A 21928-nucleotide genomic window follows, 5' to 3' on the forward strand; every position below is an offset into this window, starting at 1 on the left:
GCAAATTTACGAAAATAAATTATGCAAACGTATTCAATTTCGTTACAACCTAGTTTCAACAATAATGTATCACTTTGTACTCGTCAGAAGCGTGCCTGGGCCACAAACCAACTCGAGTGAGTTATACTGAGCCTTTGCAGCAGCGTCGCGTAATTATTAGACAGGAAAAACATCATGACAGAACGCGTTTTGCAAAAACTGGTTGAAATGCGAGGCATAGAAACTCACTATGTCGATGCCTGGGGAAATCCCGCAACCATTGCCGAATCAAGCAAAACCAAATTGCTAAACGTGTTGGGATATAATACCGAAGATGAAGCAGTCATTTCCGAACAGATCGAAGAGGAAATGCATTCAATATGGTTATCACCGCTTAATCCGGTACAGGTTATCCGTCAGAACGAAGCTATAATTCTCTTTATTCGCCTTCCTATTTCGGTTGTTAACGATTCATATACGTTAGCTGTGGAAATGGAAGATGGTGAGAGACATCACCAGATTTTTACACCTGTTGAAGGAGAATTGATCAATGTCGCTCATGTGGATGACGAAGAGTTCCACGAATATGCAGTCGAGTTAACCCATCATTTCCCTCTTGGATATCACACGGTTTCGTTGATCCAGGAAAACAACGATAGCCCATTAGCATCAATGCGCCTGATCGTAGCGCCAAAAGCATGCTTCACGCCTAAACCTATTGAGGACGGTAAGAAAATATGGGGTTTAAGCGTGCAATTGTATTGTTTACGCAGTGAAAATAATTGGGGCATTGGGGATTTTTCTGATTTAACTAAGTTGATAAAAGAAGCGGCTGACCACGGCGCTGATTTTGTGGGCTTAAATCCCATTCATGCTCTATATCCTTCGAACCCAGACGCTTGCAGCCCTTACGGCCCATCTTCACGACGTTGGTTAAACTTTTTGTATCTTGATGTCTCTGCTATCGATGGTTATGACTCTGAAAGAGTACAAAAAATTGTGAATGCTGCTGGCTTTAAGGAACGGTTGCAACATGTCAGAAGCGTCGACTATGTGGATTATCAGTCTGTCGCAGATTTGAAGCTTGAAGCGCTTAAAGCGGTATTTGAAGAGTATTACTCGCGCCATCTGAGTAAAAATACAAAACAGAATAAAGCGTTCAAAGCGTTTGTCGAGGAAGGTGGGGAAAGCCTCGATATGTTGGCGGTGTATGATGCGATGCAAGCGCATTTAAAAGAATCAGGCCACGCTTATTGGGGCTGGCCCGTTTTTCCTGACGAATATAAAGAATACCATAAGCCCGCTGTAGCGAAGTTTAGAAAAGCCCATCTTAAAGACGTAAAATTCTATTTATTCCTGCAATGGCAGGCGGCGCTTCAATTAGAAAAAGCGAGTAAGGTGGCTGATGATAGTGGTATGTTAATTGGTTTATACCGCGATTTGGCTGTAGGGGTTAGTGAAGGCAGTGCTGAAATCTGGGGTAATAAAGATCTTTACTGTGTGGATGCCAGCGTGGGCGCGCCGCCAGATATTCTCGGTCCTCTTGGTCAGAATTGGGGCCTTCCTCCGATGGATCCGATAAAACTGTATGAGCAGCAGTATCAGCCAATTATCGATTTATTTTCATCTAATATGGCTTCATCGGGAGCGTTACGAATTGACCATGTCATGGCGTTATTGCGCTTATGGTGGGTGGTGAAAGGGGATAATGCTAAGGATGGTGGCTATGTTTACTATCCGGTAGATGATCTACTTGGCATTTTAGCCCTGGAAAGCCATCGCAATCAGAGCCTGGTCATAGGCGAAGATTTAGGTACGGTTCCCGACGAAATTCGTACTAAACTTGCAGAAAATGGCGTATATTCCTATCGTGTGTTTTTCTTCGAACAAGCCGAAGACGGTGGTTTCTTTTCTCCTTCGCATTATCCAGTGCAATCTATGTCCACGTTGACAACTCACGATATGCCGACACTTATCGGTTATTGGCATTGTTTGGATCTTGAACTTGGTAAGGAGTTGGGCTTGTATCCTACACAGGAAATTTTACAAAAGCTTTATCAGGACCGTCACGATAACAAACAGGCTATTTTAGATTCATTACACGGCCACAATAGTATTGATGCCAGCGTAGGACGGGATGTTAATTTTACAGGTATGACTGAAGCGCTAAACTTCGGTATTCAAGTACACATGGCTAAAGGGTCAAGCGCGCTATTGAGTTTACAGTTGGAAGATTGGTTACAAATGGATAAACCAGTAAATATCCCTGGTACGTTTAAAGAGTATCCGAACTGGCGTAGAAAGCTGACCCAAACGGTTGAAGATATTTTTGATAACACTTCAATTCAATCATTGGCTGCTAATTTAACCCAAGCTCGTAAACAAGCTGAAGACTGATTTTACGTATTCGCCGTCAATCGAAAATCCGCGGCTTCACTGCGGATTTTTTATAGGAGCAATATATGCTGATAGAGGAACAGCTCACATACGCAAATTGTGCGCACCCTTTTAACATTTTAGGTCGTCAATACGCTGAGTCGGTTCACAGTGTCACCGTGTGGATGCCTGATGCAGAAAAAATTACGGTAAGTAAAGCAGGCACTAAATCGGTCATTTGTACACTAAAGCAGACGTCTACAAGGGGGCTGTTCAGGGGCCATAGCAAGCAACTTGCAACGGGAGCATACCAATTAAACGTTACTCGCGCAGGCCGCACTTTCAGTTTATTGGACCCATATCAGTATCAGGATGAAGCTTTTCATGCCGTTCATTTTATTGACCATCAACCGCAGAACCTTTACCGTCAAGCTGGTGCGCAACTCATTACCGTTCAAGCGAATAAAAAGACCATTCAAGCAGTAAGATTCGCCGTTTATGCACCGAATGCGTCATCTGTTTCGGTAATTGGCGATTTTAATCAGTGGGACGGGCGAATTCATCCTCTTCAGCAGACAGAGCTAGGCTATTGGGTGTTAGTCATCCCAGAACTTCAACCAGGCGAAAGATACAAGTTCCAGATTAAAGATACCGAAGGTAATGCCTTACCGCATAAGAGTGATCCTTTAGGTTTTCATGCAGAACAATACCCGTCCCATGCATCCAAAATATATGACCACGAGCAATATCAATGGCAGGACGATGATTGGAGGCAGGCGCCAAAGCGCGACCACTATAAAACGCCAATGAGTATCTACGAGGTGCACCTGGCTTCGTGGAAACGGCCTGGTAATAAGAATGAACAGCGCTATTTGACGTATCGGCAACTCGCAGAGGATTTAGTTTCGTATGTAAAAGATATGGGATACACCCACATAGAGCTACTCCCTGTTTCTGAATATCCATTTGATGGTTCGTGGGGATATCAGCCGGTCGGGATGTTTGCACCAACCAGTCGCTTTGGCGAGCCGGATGACTTTAAGTACTTTGTAGATAACTGTCATCAACATGGCATCGGGGTCATTATAGACTGGGTGCCCGCACATTTCCCTGAAGACGGCCACGGTCTCGCTCGTTTCGATGGTTCATGTGTGTATGAGTATTCTGATCCGCGAAAAGGGTGGCATCCTGATTGGAATTCTTGCATCTATGATTTTGGGAAAGACTCTGTTAGACAATTCTTAGTAGCTAATGCGTTATTCTGGTTTGATAAATTCCATGTGGATGGAATTCGGGTGGACGCAGTGGCATCTATGTTATATTTGGATTACTCACGAAATGACGGTGAGTGGATCCCCAATGTCGACGGTGGTAACCAAAATTATGAGGCGGCCAGCCTGCTTAGGTGGATGAACACAGAGGTTTATAAACAGTTTCCTTATGCGATGACCATAGCAGAAGAATCCACTTCATTCCCAAAAGTTTCCAGACCTGTATACGAGGGCGGATTAGGATTCGGCTTTAAATGGAACATGGGGTGGATGCATGATTCATTGCATTTTATCAGTAAAGAGCCGGCTTATCGTCGTTATCATCATGATGATATTACATTTAGTATGGTTTATGCCTTTAACGAAAACTTCGTGTTGCCCCTATCACATGATGAAGTGGTTCACGGGAAGGGCAGTTTACTAAATAAGATGCCTGGTGATGAATGGCAACAAGCCGCTAACCTAAGGTGTTATGCGGCATTTATGTACGGTCACCCTGGCAAAAAACTAAACTTTATGGGCAATGAAATTGCGCAGAGTCGAGAATGGAACCACGATTGTTCAATAGATTGGCATCTGCTCGATTATGACAAGCATAAAGGTATCAATGCGCTTTATCGAAAGCTAAATGAGGTGTATAAAACCACCCCTGCGCTATATGAGCTCGATCACGAACCACGGGGTTTTGATTGGATTGATCACCAAAATCAAGAACAAAGCGTACTTTCCTTCGTGCGTAAAAATGGTGATGGTAAGCAAAAAGTTTACGTTGTGTGTAATTTTACACCTAGTCCACGTGAACCGTTTAAATTAGGTGTACAGGACGAAGGTGAATATAGATTGCTGTTAAACTCTGATGAAAATCAATACTGGGGAAGTGCTTATAAAGTACCTGAATTGGTAACAGCTCACCACGAATATTGGAACAATCAGCCGTTTAGCATCGATCTTACATTACCGCCGTTAGCTACTCTTTTTATCGTATGGAACGGCAAAGCATAAAATATGGCAGTGAAATCAAGCGTGCAAGTAAACGTAGGTCATGCGCGGCAATTGGGGGCCAACCTTACTGATACAGGGTGCAACTTTGCGGTTTTTTGCACCAACGCAGATGCGGTAATTTTGTGTTTATATCGGGCCGATACAGAAGAATTAATTAACGAAATATCATTACCTGGTAAAACTGGCGATATATGGCACGGTGAAGTGGCGGGTATTGTGGCCGGTCAATTTTATGCATACAGGGTGGAGCGTGGTGCGAATGAATTACATGGTGGCTCGGCCAACAAATTATTGATCGACCCTTATGCAAAAAAATTGAGCCGAGCAATAGTTTGGAATGCCCGGCAATACACCTATGATTCCCAATTTATGATTCCAAAGGCGGTGGTGGTTGATGAAGCGTCGTACCGCAGAACCATTACCCGGCCCTTTATACCTTCACATCAACGCATTATATATGAAGCGCATATTAAGGGGATATCCCAGTTAAGAGGCGATATTCCAGAATTTGAACGGGGGAGTTATATTGCTGCTTGTCATCCATCCATTATTGAACACTTAAAAGCCTTAGGCGTAACTTCGATTCAATTTATGCCCCTTGCTTCCTTCATGCCTGAACCCTATTGCGTTGAGAAAGGATTAACCAATTATTGGGGGTACAATCCGGTAAACTTTTTCGCTCCGGAACCACGCTATGGTAGGCAGGATGCATTAAATGAAGTTTGTCAGATGGTTGATGCTTATCATGCTGCGGGAATCGAAGTTATTGTAGATGTAGTTTTCAATCATACTGCCGAAGGAGGCGAGGGTGGTTCGATGCTATCTTTCAAGGGTTTTTCCAGTGAACAAAGCTATCTATTTGAGCAAACAAAACAAGGTGAAGTCGCGTTCAGCAACCATTCTGGTTGCGGTAACACCGTCAACTCTGCATCCGCGGTAATGACTCGAATGATCATGGATGCCATGAGGTTCTGGGTAGATGTTATTGGCGTAGACGGATTCCGTTTTGACCTGGCCGCTTGCTTAGGTCGAGATCCTCATCACTTTACGCCTAACGCAGGTTTGTTAAGAGCGATTAACCAGGATCCCGTTTTACAAAATTGCGTGCTGATAGCAGAGCCATGGGATATCGGCCCAGATGGCTACCAGCTTGGAAATTTTCCGCCGCCCTGGCTGGAAGTAAATGATAAATTTCGTGATACTGTAAGAGCGTTCTGGAGAGGGGATGATGGTCAGACAGCCGATTTTGCCACACGCTTGATGGGGTCTCGTGATGTTTTCGCTAAAGGTGTTCGCCAGCCTAATACTTCTGTGAATAATGTCACTTACCACGATGGTTTCACATTACATGACCTAGTGAGTTACGCAAAGCGCCATAATGAGGCCAACGAAGAAAGCAATAAAGATGGACACGGCCATAATCTTTCAGCTAACTATGGTGAAGAGGGGGAAACGACGAATGAAAAAATTCTTTCGTTAAGAGAGCGCCAAAAACGAAACTTGTTTGCCACACTTATCCTCGCGCAAGGTACCCCTCACATTTTGGGAGGCGATGAGTTAAGTCGCACTCAAAAGGGCAATAATAATGCTTATTGTCAAGACAACGAAATCAGCTGGGTAAACTGGGATTTAAATAAACGTAAACAGGATTTTTTTAATTTCTGTCAGTACGTTATTAAGCTACGCCAGCAAAGCGATTTACTCTCCCAGGTACTAATGAAGGATGATTCTTTTCAACAGTCGGTGAACGTAGCGTCTATTAATTGGTATAAGCCTGATGGCAGTGACAAAGTCTCGGCTGATTGGCAGGCCACACACAATAAGGCTTTCGGATTAGAAATTATTGGCGAAAAATCAACTGATAAACCCTATGAACATTGGTTCATTGGCTTCAACGCCAGTGATAATGATGTGCGTTTTAATCTACCTATAGAAAAGAAAAAAGGCGGCTGGATGTTACACCTCGATACCCGCTATTGCACATTAGCCGAACAACCTCGAATTTGTATTCAACGTGCTTTTCTACAAGCAGGCAAGAGTTTGGCAGTTTTCTCCTGGCATGCTTCCACATAACGAGTTCCAGTTATCCTAAAAACAAATGTTAAAATTTTTAGCCTAAAGCTGTTCTTCTTGCGAGGCGATGGTATTATGCGCTCCCATCTATTGAGCGGGTTTTCTTGCAACAAAACGGTGGAAAAAAAATGAGCGATAAACAATGTGATATTGGGTTTATTGGTTTAGGTGTCATGGGTAGTAACCTTACGTTAAACCTAGCGGACCATGGTTATCGCGTAGCCTGTTTCGATTTAGATCAAAATAAAGTTGATGCGATCCTTGCCAAAGATGAAGCCGAGAGGGGTAGCCAACCGGCGCGGGTAGAGGGTTGTAACTCTTACACCGAACTACTTAGCAAACTTAAATCTCCCCACCTTATTATTCTTTCTGTTCCTGCTGGTGAACCTGTAGATCATGTTTGTCATCATTTGATAGATGCGGGCGTTCAAGCCGATGATATCGTAATTGATACTGGAAATAGCTTGTGGACTGACTCTGTTGAGCGTGAAGAGCAATACAAAGGTAAGTTTATCTTTTTTTCTACCGCAGTGTCCGGCGGCGAAGTGGGCGCGCGATTTGGCCCTTCATTAATGCCGTCGGGTAACCCGTATGCCTGGACACGTATTGAACCTGTCCTAAAAGCTATTTCCGCCAAGGTAGATGCTGCGACAGGTAAGCCGATAGAATCCTATTCCCCCGGCAACCCAGTAAAAGAAGGCGAGCCTTGTGCTACTTATATTGGTCCAGTTGGAGCAGGTCATTACGTAAAAATGGTCCATAACGGTATTGAATATGCGGACATGCAACTTATTTGTGAAGCCTATCACATTATGCGAAACGCATTTGCAATGAGCCCGGTGCAAATTGCCAACACGTTCAGGGAATGGAACCAAGGAAAGCTAAACAGCTACCTGATGGAAATAAGCGCAGAAGTGTTGGAACAGCAAGATCCTGAAACAGACCGACCATTAGTAGATGTTATCCTGGACAAGGCGGGGCAAAAAGGTACGGGCTTGTGGACAGCTGTTAGCGCACTGCAAGTAGGCAGTCCTGCACAAACTATCACAGCGGCCGTATTTGCTCGTAGCATATCCAGTTTGAAAGATGAACGCGTGGCGGCTAGTGAACAGCTAGCGGGCCCTCAGCAAATAAAATTATCAGATCAAGAGAAGACTGTTGCAATTGCAAAGTTAGAACATGCGCTATATTGCTCAAAAATCTGCGCTTATGCCCAAGGCTTCCAACTAATGGCAACTGCTGCTAAAGAGCATGGTTGGGAATTAGATTTTGCAGAAATCGCTAAGATTTGGCGGGCAGGATGTATCATCCGAGCTGTGTTCTTACAATCTATAGCAACCGCATATGAACAAGATGAAAATCTAGCAAATCTGCTTCTTGCACCTTATTTTTCTGAGCAAATAGCTGAATATCAGGAAGATTGGAGGCACTCTGTTTCACAAGCCACCCTATCAGGCATTCCATGTCCTGCGATGATGTCGGCAATCAGTTATTACGACTCTTATCGCACAGCCGTGCTACCAGCCGGCTTGCTCCAGGGACAACGTGATTACTTTGGTGCACACACCTACCAACGAGTCGATAAACCGGTGGGCAAAAAATTTCATATTGAATGGAGTGATCCTGCTAGACCTCAAATAGCTATCAAAAAATAGTTTAATAGTCTTGCGGGAATTCGCTATGTCACAAATAGATTGGAAAGACAAACTTTCGCAAGATGAGTATAGAGTTTGTCGAATGGGCGGGACTGAACGCCCATTCACCGGGATATTGCTAAATGAAAATCGGGAAGGGGAGTATGTCTGCAAATGCTGTGGTGTGACCCTTTTCACTTCAGAAAGCAAATATGATACTGGCTGTGGGTGGCCTTCATTTTATGACCAGTCTGTAGATAAAAATGTAGGTTTCCGGGAGGACCACAGCCATGGGATGCAGCGTGTTGAGATTTTTTGCAAACAGTGTGATGCACACTTAGGCCATGTATTCCCCGACGGGCCACAACCGACCGGGGAACGTTACTGTGTTAATTCAATATCTCTATCTTTCAATCCTGACGGGAATGAACAGGTTAAAGGTTAACCATTAGATAATGTTATAGATGGTGTAAAAAATTTATTGCAGGGTTTGCATATGAAAGTTTATTACACTCATTCAATTTAACGATCTCCCTGAAATAGCTTTCACATTTATTAAATTTTGTGCAGTCCAAGATTAGTAGCATTAAAGCTTCCGTCTTCGAGCGCATCTATTACCTCGTCTGCAACATCTTCTAATTTATCAGTATCCAAATTAAACCGCTTGGCCCAAGCTGTCCTGTCATTACCTTCAATGAGCGCATCATATTCTTCGGCCACAATCGACCAGACATACGCTCGGGCATATTTTTCCTGTTCTAAAGAGATAGTTACTAACGTAGGAAATACTTCAGTATCTATCCCATCATCATTTTCATATAAGCTAAGCGCTCGGTATAGGGTCTTACGAGTTTGATTAAGATCATGTTTTACTTCAATCGTTGCCAACGCGACCAGTAAATCTGGAGTGTTCAATTTACCCGTGCGATTGGCGTTCATAAAGCGCTGTAACGCATTGTCATCACTAAATCTTGACCAGTGATAATACGAAAGGTAAGGGTTCGGGTCATTCTTAGTAGCCCTGGCTAATCGTTTTAATTCCCGCTTCGCGGTGATTACGCCTTTCATTCTGTCAGATTCTTTTTCTCTGTACTTTATGTGTTCAATTCCCGCGGCTTTTGTGATGCATGCTCTATAATCCTCAAATAATATGAGCAATCGATATTGCTGTTTTGCCGTAAGTGGTTCTCGGTGTCTATAACGGTGGTTCACTATTTCAGCTTTCTCAGAACGGCACCAACTGTCCGAATTTAAGTCGCTGCATAAATTTGGATGAGTACTACATATCTCGGAAACCTTGGGCGAGAAATATTCACCGCACCCAGTTAAGTAGATACAAAGTATCGGGAACATCACTATTTTTCGTGAAAGTGTCGAAAAATTACCAATATTTTTGGCTATGACACGATGTTTATGATTGCTTTTGAAACTTATCAACAATTTGGTGATCCCATCATGTTTAATTACAATACCGCTCGTCGTCAGAGGGGGTCTACAAGTTTACCCTACAATCTTTTCTGATGCGTTTAAAATTTTTCTTTTAAATCGAAGGCAGAAGCATGAACCAACAGTTTGAACAGGAATTGCAAAATAGCTGGCAGGAACGTCAGGAATACGCTGAAATGATGTTGCCGTTGATCGGTAAATTATACCGCAATCACGCCGTTGAAATTTCCGTATACGGGCGCCCACTTTTAAACGCCAGTGCAATTGATGTAATTAAAGCGCATCGCAAAGTACGCTTGCATGAAGGCATCAAACTGAGATTACGTGAAAGCTTCCCTATTTTAGAAGCTATTAGCAAAATGCAGTTAGCGCCCGCGCAAATTGATATTGGTAAGTTGGCCTTTGACTTCCACTACGGTGCTGCAGTTGATCAAAAAGATCTGGAAGCATATCTAAACGAGAAGTTGTCAACGATTGCTGGTCGTGGCGACGATCAACAACCTAAAGACGTAGTGTTATATGGATTTGGACGTATCGGCCGCTTAATGGCGCGTTTGCTCATTGAGCGTAATGGCATGAACAACAAACTTCGTCTGCGAGCAATTGTAGTTCGAGGCGGAAAAGAAGGTGATCTTGAGAAACGCGCTAGCTTATTGCGTCGTGACTCTGTACACGGCCCGTTTAACGGCAGTATTACTGTTGATCATGAGCGTCAGGCAATAAAGGCCAATGGTGCGTTTATTCAGGTTATCTACGCAGATAGCCCAGATCAAATTGATTACACAAAATATGGTATCGACAATGCTATCGTTGTTGACAATACGGGCAAATGGCGAGATCGCGAAGGGTTAGGTTTACACCTTCAAGCTAAAGGTACAGCAAAAGCGATACTGACTGCACCTGGTAAAGGTGATATCAAAAATATTGTGCATGGTGTTAACCACAGTGATATCCAACCCGAAGACACCATTTTATCTGCAGCAAGCTGCACCACAAATGCGATTACACCAGTACTTAAAGCGTTAGATGAAGAGTATGGGATCACTAATGGTCACGTCGAAACGGTGCATTCATATACTAACGACCAGAATTTGATTGATAACTTTCACAAAGCAGAACGTCGTGGTCGTAGCGCTCCATTAAACATGGTTATCACCGAAACGGGTGCTGCAAAAGCGGTAGCGAAAGCCTATCCTCAGTTAGACGGGAAGTTAACAGGGAATGCCATTCGTGTACCTACACCAAATGTATCGCTAGCTATTCTGAACCTCAATTTGGCTAAAGAAACAGATAAATTAGCGGTAAACGAATTTTTGCGCAATACCGCACTATTTTCGCCTCTTCAGCACCAGATTGATTACACCGCCAGCACTGAAATAGTATCGACGGATGTGGTTGGTTCAAGGGCAGCTTCTGTAGTTGATTCTCAGGCGACTATCGTTGCGGGCAATCGTCTAACGTTATATGTTTGGTATGACAATGAATTTGGTTATAGCTGCCAGGTTATGCGCTGCGTTATGGATATGGCGGGCATAACATTCCCTACGCTCCCTGCATAAATTTTAAAATCGTTTAACAAATCACTCTAAAGCCGACACCTGTTGTCGGCTTTTTCAATTTCAGCTTAATTGCCCTTATAGCATGGTATTCTGCGACCAGAATGTGCTAAATTACCGCGCAATTAAAATAAGGAAACAGGCAGGGCTTATGCATATCTCAAGTCAATTCGATAGTGGCAACATTCGTGTCATACAAGCCGAATCTCCCAACGATATCATTTTATCAATTAACAAAGACAATCAGTCCGAGTTTTATCAGTGGTTTCATTTTCGTCTTTTTTCAGAACAGTTCACTGAACATAAAATTACCATTACAGATTTAGCAAAATCAGCTTATCCTGAAGGCTGGAAAGACTATAACGTGTTGGCGTCATATGATCGCCAGGAATGGTTTAGGGTAGGTTCACAGTTTGATGGCGATAACTTGACGTTTGCTATCAATCTTGAAGAACCGTCGGTTTACTTTGCCTATTTCATACCTTATAGCTACGAACGTCACCTAGATTTTATGCATGACGCCCAGGTGTTTCCTGAATGTGAGCACAGGTGGTTAGGGCAAACGCTGGATGGACGGGATATGTCCATGCTCGTTATCGGTGAAGAAAGCTCTGAGAAGAAAAAAATCTGGATCACGGCGCGACAGCACCCCGGAGAAACAATGGCGGAATGGTGTGCAGAGGGCTTAGTGTACCGTTTACTGGATGATCAGGATGGTTTAGCACGTCAGTTGTTACAACATGCTGTGTTTTATGTGGTCCCCAATATGAATCCTGATGGCAGTGTACGCGGACACCTGCGTACTAATGCCACAGGCGCCAACCTCAATAGAGAATGGGCCACCCCGAGATTGGAAAAAAGCCCTGAAGTTTATTATGTGACCGAAGCAATGCAGAAATCAGGCGTCGATATGTATCTGGATTTGCACGGTGATGAAGCCTTGCCTTATAACTTTGTGGCTGGCAGCGAAGGTATTCCTAGCTATAACGATAAGTTAAAGCACTTGGAAGACACATTCAAACATGCGTTACTTAATGCGACGCCTGAGTTTCAAGACGAATTTGGCTACCCAAAAGATGAACCGGGTCAGGCCAATCTTTCCATTGCCTCAAGTGCAGTTGCTGAGAAATTTAAATGTATGGCATATACGCTTGAGATGCCGTTTAAGGATAACAAAAATCTGCCTGATGCTGACTATGGTTGGTCAGTTCCACGTTGTCAGCAGTTAGGTGAAGATCTTTTGGTTGCAGTAAACGCGGTATTGCGTGAATTAAAGAATTAACTGATATATTTCATTACAACAATAAATAATAAAAAGAGGGACTCAAGTTGGAGAGTTTATATAGTTTCTTGCTTTTGCTGGATTCGATGCTAGGTGGTGCAGGCTGGTTTCCGTTTGTACTTCTTGGTGTGGGCCTGTTCTTTACTGTTTATCTCAAATTTCCGCAGATACGCTTTTTTAAGCATGCCTGGTTGGTAGTCACAGGTAAATTTGACCACGCGGGCGATCCTGGTGATACGACCCACTTTAGAGCCCTAACCACCGCCCTGTCAGGCACGGTTGGTACAGGAAATATTAGTGGGGTCGCATTCGCGATATTTTTAGGGGGCCCCGCAGCGTTATTTTGGATGTGGGCAACGGCGTTTTTAGGGATGACGACTAAATTTGTAGAAGTTACGCTTTCTCATAAATATCGTGTAAAGACAGAAGATGGCACCATGGCTGGCGGACCGATGTACTACATGGATCGTCGTTTAAACATGAAATGGCTAGCCGTCGCGTTTGCAGTAGCAACGGTTATTAGTTCATTCGGTACCGGTAATTTACCGCAAAGCAACGGTATTGCCAGCAGTCTAGAAGCAACCTTTGGATTTGATCCTCTCATTGTAGGTAGTGTGTTGGGGATATTGCTCGCTTTGGTAATCTTAGGCGGCATAAAGCGTATTGCAGCGGTAACAGCGAAGGTTGTTCCTTTAATGGCCGTCATTTATTTGATCGGCGCTTTGGCGGTTATTTTTGCGAACCTTGAAAACATAGGCCCATCGTTTATGGCTGTTATTAGCGATGCTTTTACTGGTTCTGCAGCAGCAGGGGGCTTCCTTGGCGCATCATTAGCCTATGCATTCAATCGTGGTGTAAATCGTGGGTTATTTTCAAATGAAGCCGGTCAGGGTTCTGCTCCTATAGCGCATGCCGCCGCCAAGACGAAAGAACCCGCCTCAGAAGGGATGGTCTCGTTACTAGAACCTTTTATCGACACCATAATAATCTGTACTATCACGGGGTTGGTTATACTTTCCTCGGGCGTATGGAAAGAAAAACATGAAAACGTATTTGATCGTTCAGATATGCTATTTATCGAAGGCGTATATGAAGAGTCGAATAGTGAAGATGTCGCTCAGCTTTATTCATTAATTAACGAACGCACAGATAGCCAGGTTAAGCCTTACTCGGGTACTATCTCTGTGGTGAATGGTGTTGCTGTAAGTGAGGGCTTTACGCTAATCAATGCCCGTTCTGTGGCCGAAGAGGTAAAATATTCCTTTGGTGGTGATGACCCGTTTACGGGCTCTCTGAAAATTAAAGACGGAAAGCCGATTAAAGATAATCTTATAGTCAGTGGTAAGTCTTTAGTACATTCAGCCCCTCTTACCACTATTGCGTTTACCCGTGGCTATTTTGGTGATTACGGACAATATATTGTATCGATAGGCCTAATGTTATTTGCATTTTCCACAGCAATAGCGTGGTCTTATTATGGCGATCGAGCCATGACCTATCTATTTGGGCCTCGTTCAGTTATGCCTTACAGGGTCATTTACGTTGCTGGTTTTGTGTGGGCATCGTTTTCTGATACTACGCTGGTGTGGGCCCTTTCCGCCGTGGCGATAGTGGTTATGACACTACCTAACCTGTTTGGCATCGTTTTGCTTAGCAAAGAAATGAAACAAACAGTTAACGAATATTGGAATAAACACGGTAAGTAATCGCTAAATATCAATGTGGCCGGGTATCGAGTGGTTGCCCATGCCGCATCGAGTAAGCATAATAATAATTCGTTAGTGAAAACTGATAAAAGAAAAATGACATAATACTCGCCAACTACCACCGCCTTTTAAAATTAATCAACACAGGAGAAGGTATGGCACTCATCGACTGTCCTTCATGTAACAAAAAAATTTCAGATAAAGTGGATACTTGCCAACATTGTGGTTTTAACTTAGGTAAAGCTACGGATGAAGATATTGTTCGCAAGCAGCAATTAAATAGATTTCAAAAACTAAGCAGCATACAAACGCAGTCTATGCTGGCTATGTTATTATTTGTCGCTGGTTTTGGGTTTATGTATTGGGGCGGAGCAAGACAAGGTGAGCTACAGTATAATATAGCTGTGCTAATGTCAGTTGTAGGCTTTGTCTGGTACATAATAAATCGTATTCGTATTTTGATTATTAAACGTTTCTCGTCATGAATATAGAAGCTTTACTCTCAGCGATGACCCCTGAGGTTTTTGAACGAATTCAAGAAGCCGTAGAAACGGGGAAGTGGGGTGACGGTAGCCGTCTTTCCGAAGGACAAAGAGAAAGTTGTATGCAGGCTGTAATGCTTTATCAAGCAAAAATTGCTAAATCGTCTGAACATATGACAGTGAATGAGCATGGTGAAATAGTTCATAAATCCAAGCAAGATTTCAAACGCGACATCTTTTCTTCAACTACAGAATCTATAGCACGGTTTAAACATAATGATATTTAAGCGTTTTTTTTCTTCGTCACATAAAAGTAACAGTCCTCAAAAGCGGATTGAATCAATAGCGAAACTCGAACCTACCAATTCCCAAGACAAACAAGTTTTGCATGAGCTGGCGTTCAATGACGAAGATAAAAACGTGTCTTTGGCTGCGCTTGAAAAACTAGCATCATTTGCTTTGTGGCAGAAAATGGCACAAATCGCCCGGGATCCTTATGTAAAACGTGAAGCTCAACGCTTTGTGAACGAAACCATTTTAGGGCATAACAATTACCCGCTAAGTAATAAAGAACGCACTGCTTATTTACTGGAAAGTGCAAATAACGAATTACGAAGTCAGTTTCTTACCTTAAACCCTCACCAACAGTCAGACGATGTCACGCTTAAGTTATTGGAGAAATTGAATAACGCGTCGTTCACACTAAAATTCATTAATCAATACGCCAGCTCGACCTTACAACAGAATTGGCTCAAGACAGCTGATGATAAAAAGATCTTACAGAAGCTAAAGAACAAAACCACCGATCCTAAATTTGCGGAAATAATTAGCCAACGCTTGGATGAGCTTAAAACAGAAGAAGAAAAGCCTGTACAGTTAATTCAGCAAGCCACGTTTGTCTTATCTAAACTTCAAGCCTTAGCAGATAGTGGTGACTATGAAAAAATCACAAAAAAAAGCCGCTTACTTAAAGAAGAATTCAATGAGCTAAGTAAAGGCTTTTCGCTTCTGCCAGCAGATAAAAAACTCGAAATAGAAACGAAGTTTGATCGTATCAATAACAAGGTGGAAACGGTTTTAGAGCGCCTATTCCCAGAATGGGAACGCGCACAATTCAAGTTGGAGCAGGAGCGTCGGATGACGAGTCTCGCCCGTTTAACCAGGGACCTTAATGAATTAACTGATGCGCTGTTAACGGTGGATGATGCAGAGCTTCAAAGTACGGTTCAGGAGGTAGACAGTAAACGTAACCAACTTTATCAAGAAGTCCAACAGGCCGAAGCGTTCAGTCCTGATTTCCCGCAAAAAGGTTTTATCGCTGCGGCGGATAGAGCAACAGATACCGTCGCTAATTTGAAAACTTTAAGGAGTGAAGTTAATAGGATAAGAGATATCGTCAATGAGTCTGAAGCACTATTTCACAGTAAAGAGACTACCTTTGAGGTAAAAAGCCAAAAGCAGCAAGAATTAAAAGCCGCCTGGTTAAAGTCTTCCAAATCTCTTCCAACAATGCCCAATGATTTGGCTGATAGATGGCAAGAAATATCGAAACGCTGGAAGAAGCAAATTGACGATAATGAATCCAAGCAAATCGACCTAACTAAAACCTGCCATCAGCAAATGAGTGCAATTGAGAACCTGATTAGTAAAGGGAAATTTAATGCAGCAATAGCGAAATTCTCAAAGTTAGAAGCCAACTTTGCGAGTTTATCATCAAGTAAGCAAACCTCGCTTACCTACAAATTCGAAAAGGTCCGAGAAAGCGTTGAAAGATTAGAAGGTTGGAAGGACTATCTAGCTACACCACGCCGGCCGGAACTCATTGAGCAGGTTAAAAGACTTTTATCAGAACCAGTTGGCTCTATAAAGGAAAGAGCCGAAAAGGTAAAGTATTTGCGAAAACAATGGCAAAGCCTTGGCGCACTTTCCAGTAAAAGCGAGCTAGCGCTTGAGTTTGATGAGCTCATAGAGCAAGCCTTTTCGCCTTGCAGAAAACACTATCAGGAACAGGAAGAGCGACGCGAAAAAACGAAAAGAACCCGTCAAGCGCTCATTGATGAAGCTGCATCTTTAGATGTGGAAACTGACATTGAGTCTCTTGCGTCTCAGTATGAGAAGTTAACTGCCAGCTGGCATAAAGAAGACAGACTCGATAGTGATACCTGGCGCAAAATGAAAAGACAATGGTCTGATGCAATCAAATCCACTTCCCAAAGGGTAAATGAGTGGTATCAAGAAAATCAGCGTCGAAAACAAAAGTTAATTGAACAAGTCAAGACACAGCTCGACGAAGAAGACGTGCAAACAGCCGTCGAGTTTGCAAAGCAAGCGCAGGCTAAATGGAAAACGTTAGGCTATGCGGGTAAGAAAGAAGAAAATAGATTGTGGCGTTCATTTCGTGCAGCAAACGATGAGATTTTTGCACGATTAAAAGATTCAGAACGGCAAGCGAAAGAGCAGTATAACCAGGAGAAAGAGCGTTTTCTTAGCGAAATTCAATCAATTAATGATGATTTTTTGCAGCACCAGGATACATCCGATAGTGAGGCTATTGAAGATCTGGAGACAAGGATTAATGCATCGGCCATGCGTAATGATAAAACAGTAAAAAATGCATTGAGCAGGTTGGTTCAAATTAAAAAGCTTCATGAGCAGCGTAAGAAAAATATTGCTAAACAGCACCAATATGATGCGTTGTTGACAGCTATTCCTGTATTTCATAATAGCGATACGCCAGAAAGTAAACTTCCTAATGAGGTTTGGGAAAAGTTAGACAAGAAGCAGCAAGGCTGGTTTGTGAATGTAAACGAGCCTGGAAAAAATGATAGAGCTTACCTGACCACTAAATTAGAATGGATAACAGGGATAGATAGCCCAGAGGAAGCTCAAAATGAACGTAACCAAATCAATCTTGAGCAACTAGCTGAAAAAATGGAGCAGAATCGCGTCGCAGATTTTGAAACAGTACTTGGCCAGTGGGTGGGGTGCGGACCATTAGCCGATTTTGAAAACGAGCTGTTTGAGCGTTTAGCCCGCTGCGTTCATAAACAAATCGCTGATTTGGAAACTACAGCGCCGTGAATGTTCAATTGCAATATAAGTTTCCTTCCGAACAACTAGCGTATCGGTTTTTAAATACTGTTTCACACTTTGATGCGGAAGAGCTAACAGTCAAGTTTGGCCAATCTGACCACCACGTCCGCGTGAATTATAGATACCGGCAGGGGACGTTTGATAACCTGGCGTCCCAACTTGACGATTTAGCTGCGAATATGGAAGGTGAGGAAGTGTAATGTTAATTCCCAATGTTCTAAAAACAGCAGAGAGAATAAGGGGTGTACTTAGACAAAACGCGGTTTTTGAATAGAGTTAACGCATGGTCGTTGGGTATTAACAAACATGTGAAAAAGAGACCTACTGTTTCCCTCGGTAATTTAGACAGAACAACAGCGCTCGTTGTTAACACACAACGTTGCATTCGTCTCAATTCCAGCTACCCCTTTTGATAGAGGAACTTGCCTAAACGTGACCGTTATATGAGTGCCAAAAGCAGACATTGGCACATTAACAGCTCAAGGCAGTTTAGAGACTATTTAATACCGCACAGCATTATTTAAGCTTTCTCCGTTTTAGCCAGCTTTTAACTGGTACGATCCATTCATTTCTTGGGAGGAAAAAAGCGCCATGTTCCTTACCGGTAGAAATTGAAATTTCTTCGTAAGAGCTGACAGTATCCCTTCTCCTAGCAACCACATCGTCACACGAACCAACGGAATCGGATGTTTCATATACTGAAAATAAATGACCATAAATAGCTATTTCTTCTCTTTTTGCCAGACTACTAGTACAAGCGGCTAATATTACGAAGTTAATATCCATGTTTTTTAAATTGCTCGATGTAATTGCGGTAATAAAACCGCCGCGTGAAAAGCCGACCAAAGAAATATTGCTCGCCGGTACGCCATTTTTAAGTAATTGATTTACTTGTTTTGATAGCTGTTCTGCATACTGGAAAGGGTGAGTTTTGGCTGGCCGATGTGTAGCAATTAAATGATAGCTTGGGTCGGCAAGTCCCTTTTTCACCGCTGGGAAATTATATTTTCCCCAGCGTTCATGAATAGGGGTGGGATCAGTACCTTCTACAATGAACCCGTGAGAATAGAATACATAGCTATCCGACGATTTGATATTCTTGGGGAAGCTCTCAAATATTTCTCCGCCATAGCTAGATGAATTAAAAAGAAGAATAAAAATAATTAAAACAAATTGTTGAAACATGACCTTTCCTTTTTATAGCTACATGGTATCGGTAGATAGCACTATAGTCATTAGCCCTAAGGTGTTCATCCGTACTTAGACTTTAGTCTATATTTCATTGTGAATTTCATACACTTTTTGCGCACTTGCCCCGTAAATCTTTCAATCTATTCACGCTCGAATTATTTTTTTGTTTTCGATGAAAATAAGGAGTATCCATTTAAGGCGCTGAAAAATATAGGAATTGACGACCTGAGAGAAGGTGACTATGAAGTGGCATGTGAGTTGCTGAATTTATCTGTATAAGTAGAAGTAATTTTTTCCCTGTGAATTGATTTTTCCAATGGGTAAACAGAAGTAAGGAGTTTTAGTTTGCAGCCTCTATCCAGTCCGCCCCATCCCGGCCAGTATTTCCATGACAAATTTTTATTGCGCGGTAAAGCAACCTTAACTGAACTTGCTTCAGCAATGTCAGTCAGTAGCACAGTGGCACTAGAGTTCAGTCACGGTTTACTTGACGTGGACTATCCAAAAGCAGTGGCATTAGGACGGTATACTAAAACAAGTCCGACTTTCTGGTTAGCATTGCAGCGCGACTACGACGAGCATATTGCCGAATTTGTGAAGCAGGTCGAGTCGTTTAAACCAGCAAACATTGCGCCACTCAATAGTGTTGCTTAACTACAAAAAGGTGGAATAGGGTTAGGGATTGGATATCGTACATAGGATATCCAATCAGTAAAGGCTACAAAATGTATTTAACTGCTGACAGATAGTTTTACATTGTAGCCTGCGAATTTGCGAATATTTATTACCCGATCATCGTCTAACAGCCAATATTGACCTTTTATTCCTTTTAACACACCAGTAAAACTCGGCGTTTTATCGAGGTTTAAGGATTTAATTTTTTCCGGATACTGTATTACTGGGAATGTGATATCAATTGGGTCGCTTTCGATAGACGTGTAGTTAAACGCACTTTTATCGTGGCTGATTAAAGAAAGCTCATTGTTAATTTTCTCAAGCAAGAGGCGCTTTTCTTCTTCAAGATCTATTTTCTCTGGTTCCCCTTTGAGCATAGTTCGCCAGTTAGTTTTATCGCCTACATGTTGCTTACAAATTACTTCAACCTTGCCGCTGGTCAGGCGGTCATTAACCTGCAAAATAGGAATGGCCTGCGTCGCACCTTGGTCTATCCATCGGCTCGATACACCCGCTGTGACGTGACGCGTAATACCTACTTTCAAATTACCTGTGTTAGCAAGATATATAAAGTGGGGTGAGAAACAATTTTCTTCTCCCCATTCAGGTTCTCTGCACGTACCTTCATGGTAATGACAAAGTTCAGGTTTGATAATACAGCTATCACAACGAGCAAGGGAAATTAGACACCGGTAGCAATAACCTTGATTAAAACTTTTATTCGTTTTTGTCTGACAGTGTATACAATTTATTTTACCAGAATAGGTTAACTCGACTTTCTTTCCAATTATGTCATTTAGATTCAGCTTATCTTCACCCAGCTGAAGCGCGTATTGGGCAGTTTTACCTGACTCTGCCGCAACAGACATTTTTCTAAGTTGACCAGAATACATCAGCCTTCCTCTTCTGTCAGTTCACCGCGCAAATTGGCTACTAGTTGTGCCTTGAGGGTGTCAAAATTCAATGATTTGCTCAATAAGTAGTGAAGTTTTGCTAACGCAGCTTCTGGCGTCATATCGCAACCTGAGATAACACCCACTTCTTGCAGAGCATTGCCCGTCGCATAACCGCTCATATTTACCTTACCTCGTAAACATTGGGTACAGTTTACCACGACTATCTTTCGTTCTTGAGCATAGTTAAGTTGCTCAAGCAAATTAGGGTGTTGAGGCGCATTGCCTACACCATAGCTCAACAGTATGAGGGCATTTACTGGCTGCTGTAATGTGTTTTTTATCACTTCAGAGGAAATGCCGGGATATAGACTCACCATTCCGATTGGCTGCGATGAAACAGGGCTAACAATCAACTTCTCATTTGAATTTTGTTTTACTTTTCCCGCTTTAACTCTGATGTGAATGCCTGCCTCTAGCAACGGAGGAAAGTTAGGTGAATCAAACGCGTTAAAGCCATCAGCATCAACTTTACGGCTCCTATTCCCTCTCAGTAACCTGTTATTGAAGAATAAACTCACCTCTGGGATAGGATAATTAGCCGCAATATACAAAGCGTTTAACAGGTTGACCTGACCGTCAGAACGTAGCTCAGCTAAGGGAATCTGCGAACCCGTAACTATAACCGGCTTACTCAGATTTTCTAACATAAAACTAAGTGCCGAGGCAGTATATGCCATAGTATCGGTGCCGTGGAGGATTATAAAACCATCGTACTGGGTGTAATGCCGCGCAATATCATCCGCTATCTGCTGCCAATCTGATGGCGACATGTCAGAAGAATCAATCAGGTGTTCGTATTCCTGAACGGTAAATTTTGGCATTTCCGCGCGATGAAATTCAGGCATTTTGGCCAATGTTTCAGAAAGGTAACCTGCGGCAGGAACATAGCCTTGTTTGGATGGGCGCATACCAATCGTACCGCCAGTATAGGCAATGTAAATGTGCTTTCTCATAAAGTCATACCTTGGCTTTTTTTGTAGTTTACCAAGTTATAACGCAATGTCATCCTGCTACTTAGCTATATAATTGATTCCCTTCTTTATTCTGAAATATTTTTTCACAAATATTTCGTGGGGATTTTATATCTACCGTGTTTTAATAGGCTTCATGGTGTCAATCTATTTGCTCGAACCAAAGTAATCAATTTTTTATTTTTTACTTTTTACTTTTTACTTTTTATTTTTCACGTTTCGCTTAACTTCTAGG

17 protein-coding genes are annotated in these 21928 nt (G+C 42.5%); 13 read left to right on the forward strand and 4 right to left on the reverse strand.

Annotation, left to right across the window (positions count from 1 at the left end; genetic code table 11):
- Positions 1 to 174: 174 nt before the first annotated feature.
- The 5 genes from malQ to msrB all read left to right on the forward strand — a co-directional run bounded on the left by malQ (position 175) and on the right by msrB (position 8780).
- The gene (gene malQ / locus OPS28_RS09670; RefSeq protein WP_265609249.1) at positions 175 to 2376 is read left to right on the forward strand and encodes a 4-alpha-glucanotransferase; all 2202 of its coding nucleotides are present in this window, start codon (positions 175 to 177) and stop codon (positions 2374 to 2376) included.
- A gap of 65 nt (positions 2377 to 2441) precedes the next feature.
- On the forward strand, positions 2442 to 4628 hold the full coding sequence (gene glgB, locus OPS28_RS09675; RefSeq protein WP_265609250.1) for a 1,4-alpha-glucan branching protein GlgB: 2187 nt from the start codon (positions 2442 to 2444) through the stop codon (positions 4626 to 4628).
- A 3-nt stretch (positions 4629 to 4631) separates the two neighbouring features.
- A complete protein-coding gene (glgX, locus tag OPS28_RS09680) occupies positions 4632 to 6701 on the forward strand; it encodes a glycogen debranching protein GlgX (protein ID WP_265609251.1) in 2070 nt (689 codons plus the stop codon).
- 128 nt (positions 6702 to 6829) lie between these two features.
- Positions 6830 to 8356 (forward strand): NADP-dependent phosphogluconate dehydrogenase, encoded by a 1527-nt coding sequence (gene gndA, locus OPS28_RS09685; RefSeq protein ID WP_265609252.1) that lies wholly within the window; start codon positions 6830 to 6832, stop codon positions 8354 to 8356.
- Positions 8357 to 8381: 25 nt separating this feature from the next.
- Positions 8382 to 8780 carry a peptide-methionine (R)-S-oxide reductase MsrB gene (gene msrB, locus OPS28_RS09690; RefSeq protein WP_265609253.1) on the forward strand — a complete coding sequence of 133 codons (399 nt, stop codon included), beginning with the start codon at positions 8382 to 8384 and terminating at the stop codon, positions 8778 to 8780.
- Positions 8781 to 8890: 110 nt separating this feature from the next.
- Here the strand turns inward: msrB and OPS28_RS09695 are convergent, their stop codons facing one another.
- Positions 8891 to 9688: a DUF2989 domain-containing protein gene (locus OPS28_RS09695; protein WP_265609639.1), complete on the reverse strand. Its 798-nt coding sequence runs from the start codon at positions 9686 to 9688 to the stop codon at positions 8891 to 8893.
- Between the two features lie 206 nt (positions 9689 to 9894).
- Between OPS28_RS09695 and OPS28_RS09700 the strand changes: the two genes are divergently transcribed.
- The 7 genes from OPS28_RS09700 (at position 9895) to OPS28_RS09730 (ending at position 18100) form a co-directional block, all read left to right on the forward strand.
- Positions 9895 to 11340, forward strand: a complete 1446-nt coding sequence (locus OPS28_RS09700; protein WP_265609254.1) for a glyceraldehyde-3-phosphate dehydrogenase — start codon at positions 9895 to 9897, stop codon at positions 11338 to 11340.
- Between the two features lie 148 nt (positions 11341 to 11488).
- Positions 11489 to 12619: a M14 family metallopeptidase gene (locus tag OPS28_RS09705; protein WP_265609255.1), complete on the forward strand. Its 1131-nt coding sequence runs from the start codon at positions 11489 to 11491 to the stop codon at positions 12617 to 12619.
- Positions 12620 to 12705: 86 nt separating this feature from the next.
- Complete coding sequence (locus tag OPS28_RS09710; RefSeq protein ID WP_442863989.1) at positions 12706 to 14325, forward strand: alanine/glycine:cation symporter family protein; 1620 nt, start codon at positions 12706 to 12708, stop codon at positions 14323 to 14325.
- 155 nt (positions 14326 to 14480) lie between these two features.
- Positions 14481 to 14810 (forward strand): hypothetical protein, encoded by a 330-nt coding sequence (locus OPS28_RS09715; RefSeq protein WP_265609257.1) that lies wholly within the window; start codon positions 14481 to 14483, stop codon positions 14808 to 14810.
- Positions 14807 to 15094, forward strand: a complete 288-nt coding sequence (locus tag OPS28_RS09720) for a YeaC family protein (protein WP_265609258.1) — start codon at positions 14807 to 14809, stop codon at positions 15092 to 15094. Before OPS28_RS09715 ends, OPS28_RS09720 begins: the two co-directional genes overlap by 4 nt.
- A complete protein-coding gene (locus OPS28_RS09725; RefSeq protein WP_265609259.1) occupies positions 15084 to 17888 on the forward strand; it encodes a DUF349 domain-containing protein in 2805 nt (934 codons plus the stop codon). Before OPS28_RS09720 ends, OPS28_RS09725 begins: the two co-directional genes overlap by 11 nt.
- The gene (locus OPS28_RS09730; protein ID WP_265609260.1) at positions 17885 to 18100 is read left to right on the forward strand and encodes a hypothetical protein; all 216 of its coding nucleotides are present in this window, start codon (positions 17885 to 17887) and stop codon (positions 18098 to 18100) included. Before OPS28_RS09725 ends, OPS28_RS09730 begins: the two co-directional genes overlap by 4 nt.
- A gap of 316 nt (positions 18101 to 18416) precedes the next feature.
- Here OPS28_RS09730 and OPS28_RS09735 read toward each other — a convergent pair whose 3' ends face one another.
- Positions 18417 to 19085, reverse strand: coding sequence for an alpha/beta hydrolase (locus OPS28_RS09735; RefSeq protein WP_265609261.1), 669 nt, complete (start codon positions 19083 to 19085; stop codon positions 18417 to 18419).
- A 351-nt stretch (positions 19086 to 19436) separates the two neighbouring features.
- Between OPS28_RS09735 and OPS28_RS09740 the strand changes: the two genes are divergently transcribed.
- On the forward strand, positions 19437 to 19745 hold the full coding sequence (locus OPS28_RS09740; protein WP_265609262.1) for a helix-turn-helix transcriptional regulator: 309 nt from the start codon (positions 19437 to 19439) through the stop codon (positions 19743 to 19745).
- Between the two features lie 77 nt (positions 19746 to 19822).
- Here the strand turns inward: OPS28_RS09740 and OPS28_RS09745 are convergent, their stop codons facing one another.
- Positions 19823 to 20659, reverse strand: a complete 837-nt coding sequence (locus OPS28_RS09745; protein WP_265609263.1) for a DUF2797 domain-containing protein — start codon at positions 20657 to 20659, stop codon at positions 19823 to 19825.
- Entirely contained in the window at positions 20659 to 21675 is a 1017-nt protein-coding gene (gene ansA / locus OPS28_RS09750) for an asparaginase (RefSeq protein WP_265609264.1), read from the reverse strand. The genes OPS28_RS09745 and ansA overlap by 1 nt, the downstream gene beginning before the upstream one ends.
- Positions 21676 to 21928 lie beyond the last annotated feature (253 nt).

This window comes from Alteromonas sp. ASW11-130 (genome assembly GCF_026183735.1).
Taxonomy (GTDB): Bacteria; Pseudomonadota; Gammaproteobacteria; order Enterobacterales; family Alteromonadaceae; genus Alteromonas.

Excerpts from the sequence above, each read along its gene's own strand:
- ansA (WP_265609264.1), bottom strand. The coding sequence starts at position 21,675 with ATGAGAAAGCACATTTACATTGCCTATACTGGCGGTACGATTGGTATG.
- OPS28_RS09745 (WP_265609263.1), bottom strand. The coding sequence starts at position 20,659 with ATGTATTCTGGTCAACTTAGAAAAATGTCTGTTGCGGCAGAGTCAGGT.
- malQ (WP_265609249.1), top strand. The coding sequence starts at position 175 with ATGACAGAACGCGTTTTGCAAAAACTGGTTGAAATGCGAGGCATAGAA.
- OPS28_RS09700 (WP_265609254.1), top strand. The coding sequence starts at position 9,895 with ATGAACCAACAGTTTGAACAGGAATTGCAAAATAGCTGGCAGGAACGT.
- glgB (WP_265609250.1), top strand. The coding sequence starts at position 2,442 with ATGCTGATAGAGGAACAGCTCACATACGCAAATTGTGCGCACCCTTTT.
- gndA (WP_265609252.1), top strand. The coding sequence starts at position 6,830 with ATGAGCGATAAACAATGTGATATTGGGTTTATTGGTTTAGGTGTCATG.
- OPS28_RS09725 (WP_265609259.1), top strand. The coding sequence starts at position 15,084 with ATGATATTTAAGCGTTTTTTTTCTTCGTCACATAAAAGTAACAGTCCT.
- OPS28_RS09710 (WP_442863989.1), top strand. The coding sequence starts at position 12,706 with ATGCTAGGTGGTGCAGGCTGGTTTCCGTTTGTACTTCTTGGTGTGGGC.
- OPS28_RS09735 (WP_265609261.1), bottom strand. The coding sequence starts at position 19,085 with ATGTTTCAACAATTTGTTTTAATTATTTTTATTCTTCTTTTTAATTCA.
- msrB (WP_265609253.1), top strand. The coding sequence starts at position 8,382 with ATGTCACAAATAGATTGGAAAGACAAACTTTCGCAAGATGAGTATAGA.
- OPS28_RS09695 (WP_265609639.1), bottom strand. The coding sequence starts at position 9,688 with ATGTTCCCGATACTTTGTATCTACTTAACTGGGTGCGGTGAATATTTC.
- OPS28_RS09715 (WP_265609257.1), top strand. The coding sequence starts at position 14,481 with ATGGCACTCATCGACTGTCCTTCATGTAACAAAAAAATTTCAGATAAA.
- OPS28_RS09705 (WP_265609255.1), top strand. The coding sequence starts at position 11,489 with ATGCATATCTCAAGTCAATTCGATAGTGGCAACATTCGTGTCATACAA.
- glgX (WP_265609251.1), top strand. The coding sequence starts at position 4,632 with ATGGCAGTGAAATCAAGCGTGCAAGTAAACGTAGGTCATGCGCGGCAA.
- OPS28_RS09720 (WP_265609258.1), top strand. The coding sequence starts at position 14,807 with ATGAATATAGAAGCTTTACTCTCAGCGATGACCCCTGAGGTTTTTGAA.